Genomic DNA, 23383 nt, shown 5'->3' with positions numbered 1-23383 from the left:
TAGCACTATGCCTGCCATTATTCAGGGGGCAGTATGGTATCCGTTTTCACAGCCGCGGCTTTGGCAGCATTGTTAAAGGGCTTAGCTACTAGTGCAGGCCTAATTGTTGCGATGGGAAGCCAGAATACCTTTGTCTTTACACAAGGCTTACGTCGTCAGTTCCACTGGCCGATTGCAGCCTTATGCGCTTTGATTGATATGCTTTTGATCGCTGTTGGCGTGGCAGGTATGGGTATCTTAATCGCGCAATCAGAGAGCTGGATGTTCGCGGCTCGGATCGGCGGGGCTCTATTTCTGTTTGTATATGGCGCTCAGTCCCTGCGCAAAGCTTTAAAGCCACAGGTCTTTAAAGCAAATGAAATGGCGTTGGGTGGTTTAGGTAAAGCGTTGATTGTTACTTTGGCGATTACACTGCTCAATCCCCATGTGTATTTAGATACTGTGGTGCTTTTAGGGAGTATCGGAGGGCAATACCCAGAGTCTGAGAGAGTTTGGTTTGCTATAGGTGCGATGGGGTTCTCATGCATTTGGTTTTGGCTGCTAGTAGCTGGTGCGAAGGTATGTCAGCCGATATTTAATAATCCAAAAGCATGGCAGGTTATGGATTTGTTCATTTGGGTAACCATGTGGGCCATCGCGGTAACGTTGCTCTGGCCCATCATGTTTAGTCATTCGGGTTAATGCTGAGGGTCTAAATCTTTTGGCTTTTCATTCGGCCAATGCTGGTGGCGATTAAAGCGTTTTTCCATATAGCGGAATAAAAACACCAAAAGGGCACTGATAATTAGATAGATAACACCGGCTGCGAAGAATATTTCGAGTGGCGTATAAGTTCTGGCGATGATTGTGCGTGCCATACCCGTTAGATCGAGTAGTGTAATTGTGCTGGCTAGGGCACTACCTTTAAGCATTAGGATTACTTCGTTGCCATAGGCAGGCATCATAATGCCAAATGCGCGAGGTAGGATGATACGACGCAGCATAAGCGGGTAGCTCATACCTAAGGCTTTAGCGGCTTCAATCTCGCCTTTAGGGATAGATTGAATAGCGCCACGGAGTATCTCAGCGATATAAGCCGCAGTATGGAGCGCAAAAGTGATGATGGCACACCAGTACGGTTCTTTAAGAATAGGCCAAAGCGCAGAGTTTTTAATGAATTCAAACTGAGATGCGCCGTAGTACACCAAGAAGATCTGTATCAGCAGTGGCGTGCCACGGAAAAAGAAGATGTAAGCAAGAGGAAAGGCTTGTAGCCAAGGGCGTTTAGAGATACGCATCAATGCCAATGGTACCGCAAGCATGAGCCCGATAAATCCAGAAAAGAGGACAAGCTCAAGGGTCAGTAGAGCGCCTTCTAATAGGCGAGGGTAGTTTTCAAAAATGACATCCCATTCCCAACTCATGCGCGTGCTCCTTTATAACCGCGATTAGCTTTTCGCTCTAGGTAATGTAAGCCGATCATTGAGATTGAAGTCATTAGGAGATAAACCACTGCTGCGGCTAAGTAGAAAGTGAAAGGCTCTTTGGTATTGCCAACGGCAACGGTGGTTTGGCGCATAAGTTCGTTAAGACCTATAACAGAAACCAGTGCTGTATCTTTTAAAAGAACTAAGAATAGGTTGCCTAAACCGGGTAAAGCTAAGCGCCAAACTTGTGGCAAGGTGATGCGTCGAAAGGTTTGGAAACCCGTCATACCAAGAGCAATAGCTGCTTCTTTTTGGCCCTTGGGTATTTCTTGAAGTGCACTACGGAAGACTTCAGTGGCATATGCACCAAAGGCGATACTTAGTGCGATTACGCCGGCAACAAATGGACTTAGCTCTATATATTCGTCATAACCAAACAAGCTGGCGATCGCCATCAAAACGGCAGATGAACCAAAATAGATTGTCAGGACGAGTAGTAACTCAGGCATGCCCCGTATAAACAGGGTGTAACCATTACCAATAGCGTTAGCAACTTTGTATTTAGATAGCTTTGCGCTTGCACCTAAAACCCCGAAAACGAGGCCAATGACTAAGCTGCAAATAGCTAATTGAACGGTTATCCAAGCGCCACTGATTAAGAGGTGCCCAAAGCCCTGAAGATCCATATAGATATACCTGATGAAACAGGAAAAGCAGGTTTTATCCTGCTTTTCCCTAGTTTTCAGTGTTTAAGCTTAGTAGATAGAGAATGGGAAGTACTTAGCGTTAATCTTTTCGTAAGTCCCGTTCTCGATAATCGCTTTTAATGCTTGGTTGAACTTCTCTTTCAATTCACCATCGCGTTTACGGACAGCAATAGCGATCTTGTCGTTAACATCGATCTTATCGCCACGAAATTCGAAGTTTTTACCTTCTTCAGTTTGTAACCAATCGTAAGCAGGTAGTTTGTCAGAAAGAATCGCATCCAAACGGCCGCTCGCTAGATCTAGATAAGCGTTACCTTGAGTGTCATATAGTTTGACTGAAGCTTTGTCGGAATAGTTATCTTCGAGGTGCTGGCCTGCAATCGTGGCACGTTGTGCGCCAATGGTTTTGCCTTTTAGGGCGTTTGGATCGAAATCGCCATCTTTACCGCTGACAAAACCAAGAGAGTTTGAGTAGTAGTGATCAGTAAACGCTACAACACGTTGACGCTCTGGTGTGATTGAAAGGCTGGCAATGATTGCATCGTACTTACGTGCTTTTAAGCCAGGAATGATGCCGTCCCAATCTTGAGCTACGATTTTGCAGTCAGCTTTCATCTCTTCACAAAGTGCTTTAGCAATATCTACATCAAAACCTGCTAGTTCGCCATCAGCATTGATTGTGTTGAAGGGCGCGTATGCACCTTCTGTAGCGATACGGATTTTATCGCCAGCAAAGGCAGGAGCTGCCAGAGTAGAGACAACAAGTGCTGTTGTTGTAATTAATTTCTTAAATCCCATCTTATGATCCTCGCGGAATATTTATTGTTAGTTGCAGGCTGGATTAGAAATGACTGCTTAAAAATGCTTTGCAGCGTTCAGATTTAGGATTGGTAAACACCTCATCAGGTGTGCCCATCTCCTCAATTTGGCCTTCGTGTAGAAATACAATTTTGCTGGATACTTCACGTGCAAAACGCATCTCATGGGTGACGATCAACATCGTGCGTCCTTCAGCTGCGAGGTCTCGCATAACATTTAGCACTTCTGCGACAAGTTCTGGATCAAGTGCTGAGGTTGGTTCGTCAAAGAGTAAAACTTGGGGTTCCATCGCTAATGCGCGTGCTATGGCGATGCGTTGCTGCTGGCCACCGGATAACTGATTAGGATAGCTATCTCGTTTATCGTATAAGCCCACTTTTTTAAGATAGGTTTCTGCTTTATCTCTAGCAGTTTGCTTATCTTGTTTAAGGACATGAATAGGGGCTTCCATGATATTTTCGATCACGGTCATATGAGGCCATAGATTGAAGTTTTGAAATACAAAACCAATCGATGCACGGATTCGTTCTAACTGCTTTTGATCCGCTGTTTGCAAGCCTTCATCTTTGGTTTGCTTAAGCTTTAATGGCTCAGATGCAAAACTGATGCTTCCAGCGGAAGGGGATTCAAGTAGGTTAAGGCAACGTAAGAAGGTACTTTTACCTGAGCCGCTAGATCCCAAAATTGAGATCACATCGCCAACTTCAGCTTGTAGTGAGATGCCTTTAATAACCTCCAAAGATCCATAGCTTTTATGAAGGTTTTGTATTTCCAGAGCGAGCTTTGCGTCAGCCATAAAACCGGTACTCCAGTGTACCTTTTTAAACGAAAGCGGCGAATTACAGCAAAATCAGATAGTGTTCGCAATGGCATATTGATCAAATGATCATGAATAAATTTGTTAATCTATACATGTCTGTAGCCCTTTAAATACGGGGCTTGTGGTGTATTAGTGGATTCTACTGTTTGAGCCGTTTTAACGGGATTCATTGCTGATCAATCTGCCAAAGACAGGCAATTCCACTAAACTAATTTTAGGCAAAAAATTTAAGGAAATTTGATGATTGTGGATATAAATTATACAGATGTAATCCGAGAGGATGAGGTTGTTGCTCTGTATAAGGCTAATGAGTGGTCATCTGCAGAAAAGCCAAAAGCGCTTTTAGCAGCACTAAGAAATTCACATAGTTTGATTACTGCTCGGATCGATGGAAGGCTAGTTGGTTTAGCCAATGCAATCTCTGATGGCCATCTCGTCGTTTATTATCCGCACATGCTGGTGGACCCAGATTTCCACCGTTGCGGCATCGGTAGTAAGATTATGCAGGCGATGAAGAAACGTTATAAAGGCTTCCACCAGCAGATGTTAACCGCTGATGGTAATGCGATTCGGTTTTATAAATCCTTAGGGTTTGAAAAAGCAGGGGAAACGTCATCCATGTGGATCTATGAAGGAAAAGAGCATTAAACCTCCTTTTTAACCATCATAGCGATAGCCGATACCATGGACGGTCTTGATTATCTGCGGTTGTTTTGGATCTATTTCAATCAGCTTTCTAAGTTTGGAAATGTGTTGATCTAGCGTCCGGCTGCTTGGCAGGTAGTTTCGGCCCCAGCAGTAATCAAATAGCATATCCCGTGTTACCACTTTCCCTTGCTCTTGATGAAGTAGCTCAAGTATTTTTACATCGCGCAGGGTTAGCTCAATCTTATGACCTTCTCGTTCCGCACGCATTTGCTCAGGGAAAACAAGGATATCAGCCAGCTCAAATTGATTCTTAGCGGTTTTGGTTGGCGAGCTATCTTTAGGCGCGCAGCGGCGAATCACCGCTCTAATGCGTGCAATTACTTCCCGAGTGCCAAAGGGCTTTTTGATGTAATCGTCCGCACCTAGCTCTAAACCAAGCACTTGATCAATCTCTTCAGATTTGGCCGTAATAAAGATAACAGGAACTTGTTCATCCAGCTGGCGGATTTTTCGGCAGGCGGCATAACCGTCTAATTCCGGCATCATAATGTCGAGTAGAACCAAATCTGGATTATGTTGAGCAAACAGCACCAGTGCATCGGCACCATTAGACGCTTCAATGCAGGTGTAACCTTCATCTTCTAATAAGTCACAGAGCCCAAGCCTGATATTTAGATCATCTTCGGCAATCAGAATTTTCATTGTTGCGGCTCCCTGTGACTATTTGGCGCTGCTAATTGACACATATATCAAACTATCAATTAAGCGCTTCGGTATGAGTTGGTGGTTCATATTCAACATCTAATAATTCTTGGATTATTGTGGTCTGAGATAACTGTTTCATAGATTTTTTTAGTAGTTTCTGAAGGTTTGGCTTGAGGTGCTTTAAAGCTAGCTCTATCGGAAGGCCTTTAAGCTGTAAAAATATAGACAGCGCAAAAATGTGCTCCTGTTCAGAAAGGTACCCGTTGCGATTATATTGCCAACCTTGGGAATCAATATCCGCATACTGTTGAAAATTAAAGGCTGAGTTAGTCATAAAAATACCAAATCCGAGAAATGTAGCAGCAATATCTGTAGCAAACTCCCAGTTGTCCCATCCGCCTGGTGGTTCTTCTAGGCTAGAACCAGTCAGATAGTGAGCTAACTCATGAGCATAGGTAGCAACCAATAAGCTTGGATTGTTTACGATTGCGGGATTATAGGTAATGACTATTTCATTGCTTCCTGTTGCTTGGAAAGTACCCAGAGGATTTGTTGGAGCATTTTGTATCGAAACTGTTGGTGCTACTCGAGTTTCTATATCTTCTTCTTGAGCAATGAGTAGGCAAGGCCAGTTCTGAAGTCCAGCATATTTTTTCACTGAATTGAATGTCTCAAAAGCTGCTTCATCAGCTGTTTCGACTTTTGTCGGGAAAAACTCTTCAGTGGGTAGGATTAACACGGTTGTATCGTGGAAATCTGAACCGCCAAAGTTCTTCAGCAGCCATTTAAATGTAGCAATCTGAAATTCGGTATCTTCATTAGATAGTAGTGGTTTTGTTTTAAAAAAATCTAGCATAAACAATCCATGTCTAACTTATAGAGGGTGTGTGTAATTCTAAGTGGAAACAGGTCCCTAGGTCGCTAGGAATAATGACTAAGTCCCCACCGTGTTTTCTAGCCATCTCTCTGGCAATGCTTAGACCAATACCTGTACCGGATACACCGTCACTTAATTTATTACTGATGCGGTAGAAAGGAGAGAAAACGCTCTCCCAAAGGGATTCAGAGATCCCTTCACCGGCATCTTCAACCTCGATATAACTTTGTTGTTTATCGCTGTAGCAGCGGATCTGTATGGCACCAGTTTGAGGTGCATATTTTTCACAATTGCTTAGTAAGTTATTTAAGATCTGCTCAATACAGTTCTGATCTAACATGACTTGTTTATCGCATTGCAGATCTAATTCAACAGACAAGCCATGTTGAGTTAAAGAGGGCATAAACACATCGACTGTATGTTCAACGCACTCTTTTAATGTTCCCGGTTGCAGGTGCAACGGTTTCGGTTCTTTGCCAAGTTTTGAGAAGGTCAGTACGTTTTCTATCAAGCGTGAAAGACGCTGACTTTCACTATTAATCACAGATAGGTAGCGCTGAGCTTTGCTATCTTCGTCATCAAGCTTTCTTTCGAGCATCTCAGCATACATCCGAACATTCGTCAGGGGCGTTTTTAGCTCGTGGGAGACTTGGTTAACAAAGTTTACTCTTTGTTCGGCTAGGCGCGTTGTTCTAGTGTGTTCTCTATAGATCAACCATGCAAGGATCAATAATCCGGATAGCGTGAGTGAGAGAATAGAGAACTTCTCTATCCAATTTGAAGTTGGTTTGGCTAGGTTAGGGGAGTAATACTCTAATTTCCAACTACCTAGAGGGTGGCTCAGCGGTAGGCTATCCAAAGGATTGAACTGCTGAGTCTCGATTGTTGGATCGCCCCATTCGTAATGCACTTCACCACGACTGTTGATCAAGGCAATCGCTTGATTGCTGGTTTCTTGCCCATTACTGCTAGGCAGAGAGTTGATTAGATCTGACAGCAATCGAGCACTGTTTATAGAAAAGCCTAATAGCGCACCATCTGAATCTTTACGCCAATAGATATGTTGCAGCTGACTGTTATTAAACCAAGCGATCCAACCCGAATCGATAAACGATATGGAAGCCGCTGAGCCTAAAGGTTCTGCTGAGGTAATAGCAATCTCGGCGACGCTATCTGCTGCTACATTTGAAGCTATGCGGCTCGGAGCCGAGAGCTCGATTCGTTTTGATTCTGGGGCAGCCTTAAGTTGTGCGCTATAAGGGCTAGCCGCAAGATTTATCTGCTCAGGTGCTTTGTTTTGAATTTGGAATATTTCGGGTGATGAACGTAGGCGTTTAGTTGATTGTAAAAACGCAATTTCACTTGGGTTCTTGGATGATTCTGATGGAAACAGTGTTGTGCCTTCAGCGGAGATCACAAATACCTGTTCTATATAGGGGCTCGACTGGCTCAGGGTCTTAAGCGTTGTTTCTGGGTATTGGGCATCTTTGCTTTGAAGTAGCAATTGGGATTCAGCATTGAGTGCTTGTTCTAAGCTTTGGAAATGATTCTGGAACTGTTGATCGATCTCTTCGAGTTTTATTTCAACCAGCCCTTCGATTTGATGAGAGAGAAGGGCTTGTTGGTTTGTTTCCAGACGAGCCGCTAACCAACCTAGTATGACGACAGGGATTAAAATTAGACTGATTAGCAGTAGGATCGTCTTGTTCACAATAGATTCTCAGTTAGCTAAACGGTTAGTAGCTTTGCTGTTTAGCGCGTTTATATTGACGTTCTTTAAGCTCTTTACGTTTTTTACCCCATTCCTGTTCATCATCAAGCTCTTCTGCGTCTTGCAGCGCTTCGGCTTTCTGCTCTAACAATTTAGGGGAGGCTAGAGAGGTACCTAAGTTATCTAGATAATCAGCGCTTTGTTGCAATATGGATTTAGCGCCCTCAATATCACCTTGGTCACGTTTTTGTACTGCTTCACGGTTTAGTTCGTTCGCAACCTGTTCTGCTGCGGCTTCATAAGTACGTGTATCGATCGCATCCTTAGCTTCTTGTTCGGAGCGAGTAAAGTTTGCTGCAACTGAGCTAGAAAGTTCCTCTTTACGTTTGTTTAGTAAATCCAAGTAGTTTACATCGACATCGACTAAGTTGATGCTGCTCTTATCCTGCTGTGAAGGTACTTCTACCTCCAGAATAATAAACTTCTCTTGCTCGCTATAGAGCTGATTAAGGCGCGTTTTAACCATGTCGCCTTCGATCTCTGCTTCACGGCCGATAATGCGCAAAGGTTTGACACCATTTAAGCAACGGATCTGGATATCAACGCCTTGAGCAACGACAGATAGTACGTCACCAAATTCATATTGGAAAACGCGTGCTAGATCGTCTGCATTTTCAACAAAGGCGTGATTGCCATCACTAAAACCGGCAAGCTGAGTCATTAAGTCTTCGTTATAACCTAGGCCAAGACCTATAGTCGTTACACTCATACCTTCTCTTGCTAAAGAGAGACCTAGTTTACCTAGCTCATTGGGTGTACTTGGGCCGACATTGGCTAAACCGTCGGATAATAGAATGACACGGTTAACTTTGTTTAGATCTAGAAACTTACGCAGTTCTTGTGCGCCTTTGCTTACACCGGCAAATAGCGCGGTGTTACCGTGGGCTTGGATCTTATTGATTGCGCGAGCAATACTGTTGCTATCGCTAACCTTTGTAGCCGGTACAACAACATTAACGCGATTGTCGTAACTCACAACAGAAACAATATCGTTTTGATTCAAGCGATTGATTGCCATGATCGCAGCTTCTTTTGCGCGATACAGTTTCTCGCCCTGCATTGAACCGGACTTATCCAGAACAATCGCAATATTAGCAGCCACACGTTGTTGCTGACTTTCTTGTTTAATCCCCTCTAAAGAGATCTTGATAAATGCATTGTGGTTTTGCTCAGCTGTCATTACCGGTGTTGCTAGATTGATATTAAGATCAACCTGTTTAGCGGTAGCGGATTGGCTGAGTAGGGGGCCAGCAACAGTCAGTAGTGTTGCTAGCAGAATTTTGGGTAGGCGGTGCGCTTTCATGATGTTCGTCCTTTATTAACCTTAATCACATGCTGCAAATTTAGGTCAGTTCCGCCTATAGAAAGTCAGATAGATTTATAGAAGTTGTAAAAGATTTGTAAAAACCTCGCAAGCTGTTTGTTACAAACCGATTGGTCTAAGTCTGATGCAGATCAGTTTCTCCTGTTTATACTTATTACATAATGGAAGTTACGCTGTAAGAAAAATAAATATAAACAGGGGCATCCGATGACGCTCACCAGTGAACTTATTTGGCAAGACCAACAGCATCAAGTTCTGTTTGAACTGATCGATGAGATCAAAGCAGAGCAGGTTGATGTCTCTACTTTTACTCGGCTTCATGATTACGCTGATCATCATTTCTGCCTAGAAGAAGCGTACATGCAAGCGTTGAACTATCCTGACTTTGGTGTCCATCTTCAAGCTCACAACAAGTTTCGAGCTGAACTTAAAAAGATGCTGGATGATCATCATACCTATGACGCTCAGCTAAGAGACATGCTATCTGACTTTCTGACTGAATGGCTAAAACGCCATATATTCGGAGTAGATAAGAAGTTAGAGACTTATATTATGGAATCTAAAGTTAAATAAGCTTTAATTAATAATATGTTAAGGTCTTGTGTTCAGGGTTCGCATGATTTAATTTCGATCCTTTAACATTTTCTGTGAGTGCGGACGATGCCATTAATCTGTATTAAATCTTTACCATTTGAAGATGAATGCGATATCCCAGATATGATTAAAGGGATAACGTCAGACCTTGCTCGCGCCACAGATGTAAGTATTGAACATATCACTGTTACTTGGGAATTTATTCCTTCTCGTCAATATGCAGTAGCAGGGCTGATGCCCGCCAGTCAGCCTCAAGGGGGTAGTCACCCTATTTTGGTTGATCTTCATGCACCGAGCTTCCATAAAATGGATAGTGTAGAAGCAATGATGGAGTCAGTGGCTTTCTCGATCTCGAAACGCAGTGGCGTTTCTTTCAGTAATATCTTTATTAATTACTGCAAGGTTCAGTCCGGTCACGTCTTTGATCATGGTGAAGTTAAGCGCTGGAAATAGTTACAGGTTTAAATCTCGCGGTAAAATGGCGAAGCAGCTCCGGTTCGTAACTAAAATTTAATCCAATAATTTTTGAACGACGTTTAGATACTTCGATAAGTGCATCTGCAATGTAATCCATATGATCAGATGTGTAGACCCTACGAGGAATTGTTAAGCGTAATAGCTCTAATGAACTGTGCTTTTGTTTACCTGTTATTGGATCACGGCCCTGCAGTAATGAGCCAATCTCTACACCTCGAACTCCAGATTCAAGATACAGTTCGTTAGCCAGTGCTTGAGCAGGGAATTGCTCTGGAGGAATATGCGGTAGCATAGCTTTGGCATCTATAAATACTGCATGACCACCGGCGGGTGTCTGAATAGGAATGTCTGCTTGTTGTAAGCGTTCAGCTAAATAGGCAACTTGATGGATACGATAGGCTAGGTAATCCTCATCGACGCCTTCATACAAGCCGATTGCCATGGCTTCCATATCTCGGCCTGCTAATCCACCATAAGTGATGAAGCCTTCCATAGGTACACATAAACTTTGAACTTGCCTGAACAACTTTTCGTCTTCACGAATGCAGCAAAGGCCACCTATATTAACTAACGCATCTTTTTTAGCTGAAAAATTCAGCATATCGCCATAGCTAAACATCTCTATAACAATTTCACGAATAGAAGCTTTTTTGTATTTAGAGTCGCGTTGTTTAATGAAAAAAGCATTTTCAGCAAAGCGAGCGGCATCAATAACAACAGGGATATTGTGTTGATTTGCGATGTGGTAAACATCACGAAGGTTATCCATTGAAACGGGCTGCCCACCTGTGCTGTTGCAGGTGATGGTGCTGATAATGGCACAAATGTTTTCCTTTCCATGGTTTTCAATAACTTCTGTGAGTAGTTGAAGATCAAAGTTACCTTTCCAAGGGTAGGGTGTGGTTGTATCAAATGCTTTTTTAGTAACAACATTGACAGCTTTAGCACCACTTAACTCGACGTGAGCGGCGGTAGTATCAAAGTGAAAATTAGAGATAAAAACAGCTTGATCAGGTTTTTGGTCCTCGTATCTACGTTTTACTAAGCAAGGGAAAAGGATTTGCTCTGCACCTCTGCCTTGGTGGGTAGGCAAGACGTAGGGGTACCCAAAAATTTCTTGGGCTGCATTTTGTAGATGGGTGAAATTTCGACTGCCTGCGTAGGACTCGTCTCCACACATTAACCCAGCCCATTGTCGGTCGCTCATTGCGCCAGTACCGGAATCGGTCAGTAGATCTATGTAGACATCTTCACTGGGTAAAAGAAATAGATTATAGCCAGCAGCTTCTAAAGCTTTTTGGCGATCTACAAGCGTCGTTTGCTTGATTGGCTCTACCATTTTTATACGGAATGGCTCTGGGATTCGCTTCATCGTTTTAGCCCCGAGTCTTAGCAGTAGATATTTTTAGTATAAAACAAGTGCCAATTAATGCTGGTAGTGGGGAACGGCGCTGTTGCCGTACAAGAAATTGGCGATAAAACCGCCGAGGATAATGCTCGTAAGATTTTAGAAAAGGCATTCCCCTGATCGGGTGATCGAGCAGATTGCTATTGATGGTATCGCATCTGGTGGCGGCAGCATCCATTGTGCGACTAAGCAGGAGATTAAGCTGTAACCTTGAAATGGTAGAGCACTATTTGATAGGGGCTTGAATTAGTATCTGGTAGTGTGAAACTAACTAAGCCGCTATTAAATAGGACTCTCGTCCTTTGTGTTTGTCTTTACGTTTATAAGCACCTTTACCTTTTTTAGCTTTGACTACTTGGGATTTAAAAACCTTTGAAGTGACTAATGCTGCTAAGTGATTTTGTTTAATCTTTCCTCTACCTGTATCCACCACATGGGTTGAGGATACGGTTGTTTTCGTTTTCATACCTGTGTCCTTGTTAATGTAATTCGATGTTCTCCAATTGCAGAAGCTGCATTATACCGCTGATTGGCTATAATGCGCCGCTTATTTGATAAACACTTACTTCATAATCAGCAGGAATTACTGTGCAGCTGTTACGCATCGATTGTCTAGGCAAAATTTTACGTCTTGAGGGCTCAATGTCTGGATGGCAGGCCCTGTATTGGGATAACCAGTTGGTGTCTCAAATACCGGCGAGTGCAGATCCTGCTGAGAGTACAGAGCACCGTTTCGCCCTGATGACTGGATCAGGTGAAGAGATCGAGTGCGTTTTGACTTTGTCACTGACATGGCAACCCTTCAATCTTGAATATGAACTAGCAGTGGAAGATCAGAAGCTTGGAAGTGGTGAGCTAGTCGAGAAAGATATCGAAACCCAAGTGGTTGAGAATGTCGTAAAACAGCCGAATAAGATCAGCATACTGGGTATGGCTTCTTTAGGCCTTAAGCTGTTTAAAAGCGCTAAGGTCATCAAAGTACTGTTTGCTGCAGGAAGTTTGGCAGCGTATAGCTGGTTATTCTCCTTTGAATTCGCGTTAGCACTTATCCTTTGTTTGGTTTTTCATGAATATGGCCATGTGCGTGCTATGAAGCGTTTTGGCTTAAAGACAAAGGGAATTTATCTGGTACCTTTTTTGGGTGGCTTAGCATTATCAGATGATCGTATTAACACTCGCTGGCAAGATGTTTATATATCCATCATGGGGCCGGTATTTGGCTTATTCCTATCTTTAGTTGCTCTGGTTCTATATTGGTTGACGGATATTGAGGTCTTGGCGGGTATTGCTGCCTTCAATGCCTTGCTCAATCTATTTAATTTGTTGCCGGTATTACCGTTAGATGGTGGCCACGTCCTAAAAAGTATCGCTTTTTCGGTTAACTCGGTTTTTGGCCTAGTGATCTGCGTTATCGGTGCTTTAGCCGGTGTCGTAATTAGCTATTACTTTGGCATGGCGCTGCTAGGCTTCTTGCTGGCTGTGGGCAGTATCGAGATTGTGCTTGAATGGAAACACCGTCACAGTAGTCAGTTATTGCCATTGGCTCGTTACGGTCAGGTAGTATCAGCCCTATGGTACTTCGCTACTGTGGGTGGTTTATGTTGGGTGATCTGGATCTTAGGTCAACAAGGTAACAGTGCACTTGCTCTGCCATTACAAATTCTTGGAAGTTGATTATGAAGTTTGACAGTTTGCCTTTGTGCGAGAGTTTAATCGCAGCTATACATACCGCAGGTTATAGCGAAGCTACACCCGTTCAAGCTGAAGCGATACCCGTTATCCTATCTGGTAAAGATCTCCTTGTCGGTGCACAAACAGGTACCGGTAAGACAGCAGCTTTTGCGCTGCCAATCTTACAATCCATACTGACCGACCCTGATTTTAGTAGTGATCAAAATAAAAAGCTCAAAGCTTTGGTGCTGGCGCCCACAAGGGAGTTAGCGCAGCAGGTGAATAACAGCTTTAAGAAATATGCCAAAGGAACTGGGTTTAGATCAGCCGTAGTTTATGGTGGTGTGGGCATTGGCCCGCAAGTAGATCAAATTAAGAAAGGGATTGATGTGCTGGTGGCTACACCCGGCCGTTTATTGGATCTACATAAAAAGAAAGCTGTAAATCTAAGACAAGTCACTCACCTGGTATTTGATGAAGCTGACCGCATGTTGGATATGGGCTTTAAAGATGAGATTAAAGCGGTTTTAAGCAAATTACCTAAGCGTGACGTGCAGCCACGACAGGTACTGCTTTTCTCGGCGACCTTAAGTGATTCTATCTATCGTTTTAGTAAAAATTTATTAGATAAGCCCGAGCGTATCGAAGTAGATCAGCGTAATTCCTCTGCGGCTGATGTCGATCAGATCGTTTATAACTGCGACCCTGATCGTAAATCAGCGATTGTCAGTCACTTAGTCGACAAGCATGATTGGTCACAAGTGATTGTCTTTTGTAATACAAAGCAGGGCGCAGATAAGCTAGTAGAGGTTTTGAAACAAGCCAATATTTCTGCCGATGCCATCCATGCTGATCGATCACAAAAGTTGCGGGAAGAGGCTTTAGAACAGTTCAAGCAGGGGCAGCTTAAAGTGCTTGTTGCGACAGATGTAGCGGCACGAGGCATCGATATCGACAGTTTACCAGCCGTAATCAATTACGAGATGCCATATAAAGCAGCTGATTATATTCACCGTATTGGAAGAACTGGCAGAGCAGGTAACAAGGGCGTTGCTATCTCTTTACTAATAGAAGAGCAGAATCATCTATTGGAAGAGATTGAGGTCTTGTTAGATACCCGTTTGCCACAACAATGGCTCCAAGGCTTTGAGCCGGATCTGACTCGCGAAATAGAAATTACTCGGAACAACACTAAGGCAGCACAGAAAAGGCGCGCGAAAAAACGTGCTTTAAAAAAGTGATAAGAAAATAGAAAGCGCACTTTATTTTGACTGTATATAAAAACAGTCTTTTATCCCTTTGCGACTTATGAAAGGATAATACGTCAAATTGACGCTTTTTCACAAAGGCGCAAACCTTCTAAGCAAGGAAAGCTTATGCAAATCAAATTATTACAACCCACTCTTAATATCTTTTCTCGGAGATATATGTCAAATTGACGCGTTTAAACACGTCAATCTGACATATATTTAGCTGTTATACGATCTAAAGCTCGAGTGCAGGGAAAAGCTCAAATGGATTTAGCAAAGATTTACAAAAACTTGGTTTCAGACTTTAAAAATAAAGATATACAGTTGAATTGGTCTCAACTTAATCAAATCAGAGGGATCAAGCTCATATCCTCTATGTATATTTGGATATTCTTGGTTCCAATAGCTGTTAAGTTATTATCCTTGGCAGATAATGTCGCAACATTGGAAATTTTTAAATATCAATTTGCAGTTCATTTGTCACTACCATTTTCTTGGCAGGTTTTTTATTTCTCAGCGTTATCGTTTGCTTTGGCAACCTTAATTTATCAAGCACGATGTCCGAGAATTATAAAAGAATACCCTACATATTCTTCCTTTGAGATAGAAGGCAAGCCTGAGTGGCACCTTAAGGACTATGCACATGACATTGGCCTAGATTACAGCGATTACCGGGAAACAATGGAATATGCAATGGAAGACGGTCATATTGAAGTTTTAGAAGGGAAAGAGTTTACCCAAAGCCTTTTTTGGAATATTCACCATAAAGCAGACAAAGAGAGGAATATTTCTTTCACGATCTGCCTGTCTGCATACGTAATTGGTTTTATCCTTATTGGTTGGGTTGTCATTCAAAATTTTGTATGGGTTATCAATTATCTTGCTGAGTAAGAAAGTTGTTACGTATAACAAGGGTGGGCACTTTCGCCAGCAAAGCTGGCTAGGACAACCGCTGCGCGGTTGCCAGTGCCACAAGCGTTATGTGTCCAGAGTTACGGTCAGTTAGCAGTCAGAATACTTATTAAAAAGGACGTACATTGAGCATAAGAATGAGAGCTGGAGTAAGTGCAAGACTAGGGTTCGCTCTAGAAGACCTCTGTCGTGAGATTTTGGCTGTTAATGGTTGGCAAGTTGAATCATCGGACTCGTTCTCTGATACCGGAATCGACATCATTGCTACGGATCCAACTAGAAATGATCGCATCGCATTTGAAGTCAAATATACGCGAAACCCTATGTATCCTACTTCAGCTTTGCGAATATCTTCAGAAAGGCTTATTGAAAGTGCTAATGCTGAGGGTATCGACAAAGCTGTACTAATCGTTGCCGCAGATATTAAGCCAGAAATTAAAGAAAGAGTTGAAAATCAATATAAAATACAAATTTTAAACTTGGATGATTTGTTGTCGCTAGCAAGTATCGACTTAGAACTTTTAGGCAGGCTTGTAAAGTTGCGTGAAATTGATCTGTCGGAACGGAATCTCGATAGCAATATTAAAAGTATAATTCAGCCCACAATAATCAAATCATCATCGGACACAAGTTCGTCGCATGAAAATGAAAAAATTGGAATTAATTTCATTGACGTTCTCAAAGCAATACCTCTTGGCAAAGAAGGCTGCTATAAGTTTGAAGATACTGTTAGCGAAATCTTACAGTATCTTTTTGATGGAGACTTGACAGGCTGGCATCAACAAAAAAGAACTACAGATGATTTGCACCGCTATGACTTAATTTGTCGGGTCATAGACAATTCTACGGTTTGGAAGTTTATTTCTCTAAATCTAGATTCTAGGTATGTTCTTTTTGAGTTTAAAAATTACAAAGATAAGATTGGACAGTCTCAAGTGTATTCAACTGAGAAGTATCTTTATGAAAAGGCTAAGCGTAAAGTTTGTTTTCTTATTTCTAGAAAGGGCCCATCAAAAAATGCTGTTGTTGCTTGCCAGGGGGCAATGCGGGAACATGGTAAACTGATTTTGAATCTTGACGAGGATATGCTGATAGACTTAATAAACAGCAAAATTTCTGGTGATGACCCTAATGAGCTGTTGTTTGAAAAAGTGGATAAGTTCCTTATGGAGTTGCCACGTTAACACATAACAAGGCGCTGCTACGGAAAATTTACTCGCTGGCGCTCCTAAATTTCCGCAGAGCGCGGCGTTGGTATGACTCCCGCTGTCAAGTACAGGCACACTGATTTCTGCTTTATCTGTTAAGCCCTTCTTTCAATTAAAGTGAGTGAGCGCATCGAATGAGGCCGGTAATTTCGTCGGTTTTCATGCTGGTATTCGTGGGTTACTCACTTTTCAGTAAGCAGTGCCTACCTTACTTTTTCCGTCGTGACACCGTTCTTCAGTCTATGCTCGTGGATCAACTGCGGGTGCAGTTGCCTGCCTAACGCCGTCGGAGATTATGCCACTGCCGTGGTCTGATCCGATGCACTCGCTCAACACCTCTCATTACGCAGGGACCCTTGATAACTGTTTAGTTGGATCCACTGGTGATAAAACCACTTCTCTGGCAATCGCCCAGATATACGCTACCATCTCCCGCGCTATTGCCGTGACAACCACGTTATAGTGTTTCCCGCGTTTCATTAAGCGTTGATAGCGCCGACACAACCTGAGTTGGGCCTGCCAGCCGATGTCCACGATCTCTTTACTCAGACACTCCTGTCGCTTCTGTAACTCGGTTGAGATATTGGCGCTGTAGCGATAGCTGTGTGCGCCTTCGATTAATAGACGCCTGGCTCGGCCATTACCGCATTTAGTGATACTACCTTGCCTGCGGTGCCCGCCACTGGAATGTTCGCTGGGGACTAAGCCGAGATAACTCATCAACTTACGGGGATGATCAAAGCGGGTGAGATCGCCCAGCTCTGCAATCACACCCACCGCAACCAACAGACGTACCCCACGCATCGCCTGTATTGCTTTTACAACAGGATAGTATCGCCAGTTTTTGACATGATGGATTAGCTCATTATCCAGCCGCTCCAAGCGTTTGATCCGTTCAGTTATGGTCTGTATGTATTCCTGTAGAACGATTTGCTGGCTTGGGTAAGGTAGTATGAGTTCTGTCAGCCACCGCAGGTGTTTTTGTGACCAGTTATCCTGCACGGTGGGTTTGATATTGTTGCGGAGCAGTAGGGCCTTGAGTTGGTATTTGCCATCTTTCAGGTCTTTCATGGCAGTTTCACGGGCACGAGAAAGGTCACGGATTGCTTCATCTTCCGGTTCTGGAACGTAGATGGGATCTAGGTCGCCGGTACGTAGTAGATTCGCCAGTTTCATGGCATCACGCTTATCGGTTTTGATACGTTCCCCTGGCTTTTTGGGAATGAGAGAAGGTGCTACAACATAGCAGGGGAACCCCAAGCTGGTGAGCAACCGATAGACCCAATAGCCACAGGGGCCAGCTTCATAGACGAAGTGCAATGTGGCTTTTGGGTATTTTGATTGCATCTGTCGAGTCAGTTTAGTCATCGACAATTTGCTACTGGGTATACGTCCGAGGTGAACGATATCAGCCTGTCGGTGATCTTCGACATAGGCTACTTCGACAAACTCTTTATGGGTGTCTAAGCCAATAAAAACTATGCTACTGTTATTCATGCTGACCTCCGTTATGTATTGGTAACAGATACAGTATGGCTCTGGCTTTCAGCTAACCCACGAGAGGACGGAGGTCAGCACCTCGTGGGAGTCATTATGTCTATGTATAGGTAAGCATATGGAAGATTTATACATCATTGGAGCAATAATAATCCTTATGTTAAGCCTGAGTGTCTTAGAGCATTTCAGGATGAAACGGTTATCCAATGAACGTGGGGAAGCGGATATCTGCGAATATGCGAGATCTTTGGAGTACAGAAATGTTGATACTAAAATTATGAGGGAAGTTTGGAATGAACTTCATCTCTGGCTTGGCAAATACGATGGTAAGCCTTTCCCCATCGAAACCGAAGATACGTTTGAGAGTACCTATAACATGGACCCTGATGATTTGGATGAAATCTATTGGGCAGTAGCCAACCGATTAGGAATCGATACAGAGCATCCAGAAAACAATCCATATTTTGACAAAGTTACATCAGTAAAGAATTTGGTGTTGTTTCTGCATCATCAACCGAGAGTCGGAAATACATAATAAACAAGCCAACGGACGTACTCTGTTTGGCTGCTATGAACAATAAACATAAATGCTAGAAATTCTAGAAGCTGTAATCAAAGGCCTCGGTCTTCTTTTAAGACTCGCTATTGAGGGCGGGGTACTGTTAGATATGAGCCTGTCAGCTACAGGCCGATATTTTATAAAAGCAGTGTACCCTCCGCATTGGAATAAGCAGGTTCGCTATGGCGATGTGGTAGAGCGTTTAGTCGGGGCTGTTATATGGTGCATTTCGGCTTACATTCTTTATTCGCTATAAGGCCTTATAACGTTTCTAGTTGAAAACTTAAATATCCGTCCCGTAAACAGATTTATTCTTCGCTTATAATCCCTATACCAACCGTTAAACATCAACGCTAGTGATTAGGGTTTATGTATGCCTCAACATGAACAAGCAACTTGCCCGAAGTGTGGCTCATTGTTTGAGTGCAAAGTCGGCAGCTATTTTATCTGTGATTGCAGTGAGATCTACCTAACAAGGGAGCAGGCGGGTTATCTGGCTGAGAGGTGGGATGAGTGTTTGTGCTGTAAGTGTCTAAATGAGTTTAAAGAAAGTTGGGACAATATTCCCGATTCAGATAAATAAAACTGAGCCCTTCAGAGTAATAGATTTCTTTTAGAAATATTAAGGAAAAAGATGATCATAAGAGAGATGAAAGAGGGCGATATCGAGGGCGTTAGTCAGGTTTGTTTAGACGCTTTCTCTGACTCGGTTGCTGGTTCATTGTCTGATGAAGGGATCGCTACTTTTACTGCAATCGCTTCCCCAAATGCTTTTGCCGAGAGGATGAAAGCAGATAATCGTATGCTCGTCGCAGAAGATAATAACGGTGAAATCTTAGGTGTGGTAGAGCTAAAGGAAGGCCGCCATATAGCGATGTTATTTGTTACGCCTAGTCAGCAAAAAGGCGGGATTGGTCGGAGATTACTTACAGCTGTATTGAAATATGCGAGATCAGAGATCGTAACTGTCAGCGCTTCATTACCTTCTGTCCCTGCTTATCAGAAATATGGTTTTAAGCTTAAAGGGGATGTGGGGGAGTTGTCAGGTTTGGTTTATCAACCTATGGAAGTGTCAACTAATCAAAAGGTTAGCCCTTGTTTTTAATGCTAACAATTACTTCATAAGCCTCTCTGATCTCATTAAATTTCACCTTGCAGCCACCTTTGTCTGGATGATGTTCTGAGGCTAATTTTCGGTATTGTGTTTTCACCGATTGGAAATCGCTATCTTCAGTTAGACCTAAAACGTCGAGCGCTCCCTGATAGTGATCTTGATTAAAGTAACGGGTCCAAAAACTATCTAGCAGTTTGTTAACCGATTCTTCGTTACTTGATGTGAACTCATCCCAATCCAGATAGTACTCTCTGACTGCTTGATCTGACTCTAGTGACAATTCGTTTTGTTCGCTTCTCTCTACTTTGATCAGACTGATCTCTAATGCAGAGATAGTCAGTTTTAAGCCTTGATCCCAAAACTTAGGTTGCAGGGTATAGAGCGCATTCATAATCAGGAAATGCTGTCTAAACAGGGCCAAGTCACTACCTGATGGTGCATCTTCTCCGAAATCATCAGCGTTGAGATCTAGAGCTTTTAACAACTCATATTCACTTAAGCTGCTTTCGGACTGTCTAAGGATATCTTCTATGGGAGTTACTAGTGGGTTGCGATGCATAATTCAGTAGTTTTGCTGATGATCCACTCAGCTTATCGGCGTAGGATGAGGATTACCAGTCGAGAATATTTCATGCATTAAAACGCACGATTGGCTTTTACCCAAGTATTGGTAAGCGTAAAATACTGCATAGCAGTTTAGTAACCAGGAATAACAAAAATTATGAATCTGGCAGATCAAGTTCAAGCGCTGTACGCAAAGTATGGTGCTTTAAAAGGCATTACTATTGAGATTCATAAGCAGCTCATTGCCATCGCAGTAAAAAACGAAGCGGCTTCGGCCACTATTTTTTTGCAAGGGGCGCAAGTTGCTGAGTACAGCCGAATAGGGGAGCAGCCTGTTTTATGGCTGAGCCAAGAAAACGATTTTAAAGCCGGTAAGTCTCTGCGCGGTGGAGTACCTATCTGCTGGCCTTGGTTTGGGGATCTTTCCAGAAATCCAGATCAAGTTAAAGACCAAGTTAACCTCTCAGAGGCGCCTGCTCATGGCTTTGTACGATCAGAGGATTGGGAGCTATTGGCTATCGATCTGATCGATAGTGAAACCACACGATTAACGCTACAGCTCGAGGTTTTACCAACAGAACTCTGGCCTTATCCTGCTGTTCTTCGTTTGACGGTTACTGTAGGTGTCGAGTTAGATTTAGAGCTCAAAGTTAAAAACTTAGGTTCGGATGCCTTTAGTTATACCAGTGCTTTGCACAGTTATCTTCAGATTGGTCATGTCAGTGAGACTGCTATCGAAGGATTGGAAGCTGTTGAGTACATAGATACGCTGGAGGATTGGCAGGTTAAGCAATCTAACTCTGCCATTGGTATCTCGGCTGAAACAGACCGTATCTACCCAAATATTCCAGCTCAGGTTGCTATCAAAGATAAGCAGATGCGCCGTCAGATCCTTATGAGCGCCGATAACCTCCCTGATATGGTGGTTTGGAACCCTTGGATCGATAAAAGCAAACGGTTAAGCCATTTTGCTGATAATGACTATGAGAATATGGTCTGCTTAGAAAATGCTTCTGTTCTCGATAATGCGGTTGAACTAGCGCCCGGGAGTGATTCAATTAGCAAAGTTTCGATCCGCTCTGTTCGTCTGTAACCCTACAGATTACAGACGAAGAACACACCCATACTCAGTACGGCTGTCATCAAAGTGTTTTTAGTTAAAAGCATCAACACGATGGCAGCCAGTGCGCCTATGATATACGGGCTGTCCAAGCTCGTTGTTAGCTCTCCTTCCTGTAATAACACTAATGGGCCTATCACGGCGGCTAGTACAGCAGGGGCTGAATAGCTCAGCAGTTCTAGTGCTTTATCATTTAGCTTCAGCGGTAAGCGTGGTTCTAAAAATAGATAGCGACTTGCGAATACAATGATCGCCATAAGCCCGAACAATAGCCAATCATTCATTTTAATGCCCCCACTGCGCACTTAAAGAAATAACCACTTAACATCCCCAAAATAATTGAGATCAATAAGCCCGCTTGGACCTTATGAGCTTCGCAGTACACTGATACCAACAGAGACACACCTACACAGACCAGATATGAGTGGTTTTTAATCATCGGGATGAGTATGGCGATAAATGTAGCGACAACCGCGAAGTCCAATCCAAGGGTAGTTAGATTGGGCAAGGCTGCGCCTGCGACGATCCCTAGCAGCGTCGCAACATTCCACGCGATATAGAAACTTAAGCCACCACCCAATGCATACCAACGATTGAATATACCGTTATCTTGCGTGCCATTTACGAACAGTTCGTCCGTTAACAGGAAGCCGAGCGAACTGCGCCATTTAAGGGGTAGTGCCTGGATATGCTGTCGCATTGCCATGCTATACAGCAGATGTCGTGAGGTAATCAGCAATGTGGTGACGAGTATGCTGAACATAGAAGCGCCGGCTTGTAGCATACCTATAGCAACCAACTGTGAAGTGCCCGCAAATACAAACAGTGACATGGCCTGAGTTTGCCAAGCGGTTAGACCTGATTCGATCCCGTATGCGCCGACTAATATACCCCAAGGCAGCACAGCGACAATAAGGGGCAACATCGCAACCATACCTTTAAGGAAGGATTGCTTAGGGTTTATTGGTATTTGTACCTGACTATTCACTTTCACGCTCTTTGTTATGTTGAGCGATAAAGATAAATATTCAGTGGTTGTGAGTCTTGTACGGGATTGCTGCGTGTTTGTGATGTTAGCTTCTTATCTGGCGAGCATATTGACCCGGCGTTACACCGATAGTGCGTTTGAAATGACGGTTAAGATGGCTTTGATCGTGAAAGCCTGCTTTTAAGGCGGCATCCAATAGTGTATCGCCTTGAGCAATAAAGCGCTTACTTAGCCGTACACGGGATTGTATTTGATAAGCATGGGGAGGGAGCCCGTAGAACTTTTGGAACTGTCGCACTAGATGAAAAGCACTGATGCCCGCAAGTTTGGCTAGATCTTCTAGAGACACATCAGCTTGTGGGTGATCATCGAGATAGCTTTTTACCAAAGCGACTCGCGATTTGGCATCGGCCTGTTCAGGTATCTCTGTGCTGCATTTACCATGACGCTGCATCAACTTGAGTAATGCGTTGTATAACAGTGTCTCGCGTAGCAGGCGATTATCAGAGTGTTGCAAGTGATATAGCGCTAGACGAAACAAGCCAGCGAGTTCTGGATCTTTAACGACAGGTTCCGAGAAATAGACTGAGCCGCTGATATTTAAACCTGCTTCTTTAGCGATATTGGCTAATTGATCAGGTAGTGGGTAGATCGCTTTATAAGACCAGCCACCTTCAGCTGCGGAGTGACCGTCGTGGACTTCGTCATGATTAACTAGGATGATACTATCTTGCGGCGCAACGTGGTTTGCACCATTTCTTAGGAAGCGCTGAGCACCTTCCTCAATCACGCCTACCGTATAACCCTCATGGCTATGCCTAGAAAAATTCTGGCGCTCATAGGACGCTTCTAGCATCTCTAATCCGCCTAGTTCATCTTCTATATGGTAGTTAGCGATCTCTTTTTTGCTCATGGCTACATTCTAGCGCAAACGGGCTAACGGT

General features: G+C 43.3%; 28 protein-coding genes. 13 read left to right on the top strand and 15 right to left on the bottom strand.

Going from position 1 to position 23383, the window contains the following annotated elements; genetic code table 11:
- Positions 1–33: 33 nt before the first annotated feature.
- A complete protein-coding gene (locus ACMXYP_RS09025; protein WP_415881305.1) occupies positions 34–681 on the top strand; it encodes a LysE/ArgO family amino acid transporter in 648 nt (215 codons plus the stop codon).
- On the opposite strand, the gene ACMXYP_RS09020 is transcribed toward ACMXYP_RS09025, so the two are convergent.
- From ACMXYP_RS09020 to ACMXYP_RS09005, 4 genes are all read right to left on the bottom strand, one after another.
- Positions 678–1403, bottom strand: coding sequence for an ABC transporter permease (locus tag ACMXYP_RS09020; protein ID WP_415881304.1), 726 nt, complete (start codon positions 1401–1403; stop codon positions 678–680). The two genes, ACMXYP_RS09025 and ACMXYP_RS09020, sit on opposite strands and share 4 nt — an antisense overlap.
- Positions 1400–2092 carry an ABC transporter permease gene (locus tag ACMXYP_RS09015; protein ID WP_415881303.1) on the bottom strand — a complete coding sequence of 231 codons (693 nt, stop codon included), beginning with the start codon at positions 2090–2092 and terminating at the stop codon, positions 1400–1402. Before ACMXYP_RS09015 ends, ACMXYP_RS09020 begins: the two co-directional genes overlap by 4 nt.
- Before the next feature lie 69 nt (positions 2093–2161).
- Entirely contained in the window at positions 2162–2911 is a 750-nt protein-coding gene (locus ACMXYP_RS09010; RefSeq protein ID WP_415881302.1) for an ABC transporter substrate-binding protein, read from the bottom strand.
- Positions 2912–2954: 43 nt separating this feature from the next.
- Positions 2955–3728 (bottom strand): ABC transporter ATP-binding protein, encoded by a 774-nt coding sequence (locus ACMXYP_RS09005; protein ID WP_415881301.1) that lies wholly within the window; start codon positions 3726–3728, stop codon positions 2955–2957.
- Positions 3729–3992: 264 nt separating this feature from the next.
- Here ACMXYP_RS09005 and ACMXYP_RS09000 point away from each other — a divergent pair, with 264 nt between their 5' ends.
- Positions 3993–4400: a GNAT family N-acetyltransferase gene (locus ACMXYP_RS09000; protein WP_415881300.1), complete on the top strand. Its 408-nt coding sequence runs from the start codon at positions 3993–3995 to the stop codon at positions 4398–4400.
- A gap of 9 nt (positions 4401–4409) precedes the next feature.
- On the opposite strand, the gene ACMXYP_RS08995 is transcribed toward ACMXYP_RS09000, so the two are convergent.
- Genes ACMXYP_RS08995 through ACMXYP_RS08980 form a run of 4 tightly spaced genes read right to left on the bottom strand, consistent with a single transcriptional unit; the run spans position 4410 to position 9056 of the window.
- Complete coding sequence (locus tag ACMXYP_RS08995) at positions 4410–5102, bottom strand: response regulator transcription factor (RefSeq protein WP_415881299.1); 693 nt, start codon at positions 5100–5102, stop codon at positions 4410–4412.
- Positions 5103–5157: 55 nt separating this feature from the next.
- Positions 5158–5967, bottom strand: a complete 810-nt coding sequence (locus ACMXYP_RS08990; protein WP_415881298.1) for a hypothetical protein — start codon at positions 5965–5967, stop codon at positions 5158–5160.
- A gap of 7 nt (positions 5968–5974) precedes the next feature.
- Complete coding sequence (locus ACMXYP_RS08985; protein WP_415881297.1) at positions 5975–7693, bottom strand: sensor histidine kinase; 1719 nt, start codon at positions 7691–7693, stop codon at positions 5975–5977.
- Between the two features lie 25 nt (positions 7694–7718).
- Positions 7719–9056, bottom strand: coding sequence for a VWA domain-containing protein (locus ACMXYP_RS08980; RefSeq protein WP_415881296.1), 1338 nt, complete (start codon positions 9054–9056; stop codon positions 7719–7721).
- A gap of 228 nt (positions 9057–9284) precedes the next feature.
- On the opposite strand from ACMXYP_RS08980, the gene ACMXYP_RS08975 reads away from it, so the two are divergent.
- Both ACMXYP_RS08975 and ACMXYP_RS08970 read left to right on the top strand, forming a co-directional pair.
- Entirely contained in the window at positions 9285–9650 is a 366-nt protein-coding gene (locus ACMXYP_RS08975; protein WP_415881295.1) for a hemerythrin family protein, read from the top strand.
- Positions 9651–9737: 87 nt separating this feature from the next.
- On the top strand, positions 9738–10124 hold the full coding sequence (locus ACMXYP_RS08970; protein ID WP_415881294.1) for a hypothetical protein: 387 nt from the start codon (positions 9738–9740) through the stop codon (positions 10122–10124).
- Here the strand turns inward: ACMXYP_RS08970 and ACMXYP_RS08965 are convergent.
- Together ACMXYP_RS08965 and arfA are read right to left on the bottom strand one after the other, a co-directional pair.
- On the bottom strand, positions 10108–11520 hold the full coding sequence (locus ACMXYP_RS08965) for a tryptophanase (protein WP_415881293.1): 1413 nt from the start codon (positions 11518–11520) through the stop codon (positions 10108–10110). The genes ACMXYP_RS08970 and ACMXYP_RS08965 overlap by 17 nt on opposite strands.
- Before the next feature lie 307 nt (positions 11521–11827).
- Entirely contained in the window at positions 11828–12022 is a 195-nt protein-coding gene (arfA, locus tag ACMXYP_RS08960) for an alternative ribosome rescue factor ArfA (RefSeq protein WP_415881292.1), read from the bottom strand.
- 122 nt (positions 12023–12144) lie between these two features.
- Here arfA and ACMXYP_RS08955 point away from each other — a divergent pair, with 122 nt between their 5' ends.
- The 4 genes from ACMXYP_RS08955 to ACMXYP_RS08940 all read left to right on the top strand — a co-directional run bounded on the left by ACMXYP_RS08955 (position 12145) and on the right by ACMXYP_RS08940 (position 16573).
- A complete protein-coding gene (locus ACMXYP_RS08955; protein WP_415881291.1) occupies positions 12145–13230 on the top strand; it encodes a site-2 protease family protein in 1086 nt (361 codons plus the stop codon).
- 2 nt (positions 13231–13232) lie between these two features.
- Complete coding sequence (locus ACMXYP_RS08950) at positions 13233–14468, top strand: DEAD/DEAH box helicase (RefSeq protein WP_415881290.1); 1236 nt, start codon at positions 13233–13235, stop codon at positions 14466–14468.
- A 273-nt stretch (positions 14469–14741) separates the two neighbouring features.
- Entirely contained in the window at positions 14742–15368 is a 627-nt protein-coding gene (locus ACMXYP_RS08945; protein WP_415881289.1) for a hypothetical protein, read from the top strand.
- A gap of 146 nt (positions 15369–15514) precedes the next feature.
- Positions 15515–16573: a restriction endonuclease gene (locus tag ACMXYP_RS08940; RefSeq protein ID WP_415881288.1), complete on the top strand. Its 1059-nt coding sequence runs from the start codon at positions 15515–15517 to the stop codon at positions 16571–16573.
- Positions 16574–16939: 366 nt separating this feature from the next.
- Here ACMXYP_RS08940 and ACMXYP_RS08935 read toward each other — a convergent pair whose 3' ends face one another.
- A complete protein-coding gene (locus ACMXYP_RS08935) occupies positions 16940–18094 on the bottom strand; it encodes an IS110 family transposase (RefSeq protein WP_415881287.1) in 1155 nt (384 codons plus the stop codon).
- Positions 18095–18212: 118 nt separating this feature from the next.
- Between ACMXYP_RS08935 and ACMXYP_RS08930 the strand changes: the two genes are divergently transcribed.
- From ACMXYP_RS08930 to ACMXYP_RS08915, 4 genes are all read left to right on the top strand, one after another.
- Positions 18213–18629, top strand: a complete 417-nt coding sequence (locus tag ACMXYP_RS08930; RefSeq protein ID WP_415881286.1) for a hypothetical protein — start codon at positions 18213–18215, stop codon at positions 18627–18629.
- Positions 18630–18681: 52 nt separating this feature from the next.
- The gene (locus tag ACMXYP_RS08925; protein WP_415881285.1) at positions 18682–18909 is read left to right on the top strand and encodes a hypothetical protein; all 228 of its coding nucleotides are present in this window, start codon (positions 18682–18684) and stop codon (positions 18907–18909) included.
- A 117-nt stretch (positions 18910–19026) separates the two neighbouring features.
- Positions 19027–19236: a cysteine-rich CWC family protein gene (locus ACMXYP_RS08920; protein WP_415881284.1), complete on the top strand. Its 210-nt coding sequence runs from the start codon at positions 19027–19029 to the stop codon at positions 19234–19236.
- A gap of 51 nt (positions 19237–19287) precedes the next feature.
- A complete protein-coding gene (locus ACMXYP_RS08915) occupies positions 19288–19758 on the top strand; it encodes a GNAT family N-acetyltransferase (protein ID WP_415881283.1) in 471 nt (156 codons plus the stop codon).
- Here the strand turns inward: ACMXYP_RS08915 and ACMXYP_RS08910 are convergent.
- On the bottom strand, positions 19742–20326 hold the full coding sequence (locus ACMXYP_RS08910) for a DNA-J related domain-containing protein (RefSeq protein WP_415881282.1): 585 nt from the start codon (positions 20324–20326) through the stop codon (positions 19742–19744). The two genes, ACMXYP_RS08915 and ACMXYP_RS08910, sit on opposite strands and share 17 nt — an antisense overlap.
- Before the next feature lie 162 nt (positions 20327–20488).
- On the opposite strand from ACMXYP_RS08910, the gene ACMXYP_RS08905 reads away from it, so the two are divergent.
- On the top strand, positions 20489–21424 hold the full coding sequence (locus ACMXYP_RS08905; protein WP_415881281.1) for a D-hexose-6-phosphate mutarotase: 936 nt from the start codon (positions 20489–20491) through the stop codon (positions 21422–21424).
- 2 nt (positions 21425–21426) lie between these two features.
- On the opposite strand, the gene ACMXYP_RS08900 is transcribed toward ACMXYP_RS08905, so the two are convergent.
- The 3 genes from ACMXYP_RS08900 to ACMXYP_RS08890 all read right to left on the bottom strand — a co-directional run bounded on the left by ACMXYP_RS08900 (position 21427) and on the right by ACMXYP_RS08890 (position 23352).
- Positions 21427–21735, bottom strand: coding sequence for an AzlD domain-containing protein (locus tag ACMXYP_RS08900; RefSeq protein WP_415881280.1), 309 nt, complete (start codon positions 21733–21735; stop codon positions 21427–21429).
- A complete protein-coding gene (locus ACMXYP_RS08895; protein ID WP_415881279.1) occupies positions 21732–22439 on the bottom strand; it encodes an AzlC family ABC transporter permease in 708 nt (235 codons plus the stop codon). Before ACMXYP_RS08895 ends, ACMXYP_RS08900 begins: the two co-directional genes overlap by 4 nt.
- 85 nt (positions 22440–22524) lie before the next feature.
- The gene (locus ACMXYP_RS08890) at positions 22525–23352 is read right to left on the bottom strand and encodes an AraC family ligand binding domain-containing protein (RefSeq protein ID WP_415881278.1); all 828 of its coding nucleotides are present in this window, start codon (positions 23350–23352) and stop codon (positions 22525–22527) included.
- Between the last annotated feature and the right edge of the window lie 31 nt (positions 23353–23383).

The organism is Neptuniibacter sp. QD34_54, assembly GCF_047778055.1.
Classification (GTDB): domain Bacteria; phylum Pseudomonadota; class Gammaproteobacteria; order Pseudomonadales; family Balneatricaceae; genus Neptuniibacter.
This window is presented reverse-complemented; position numbering and strand designations above follow the sequence as displayed.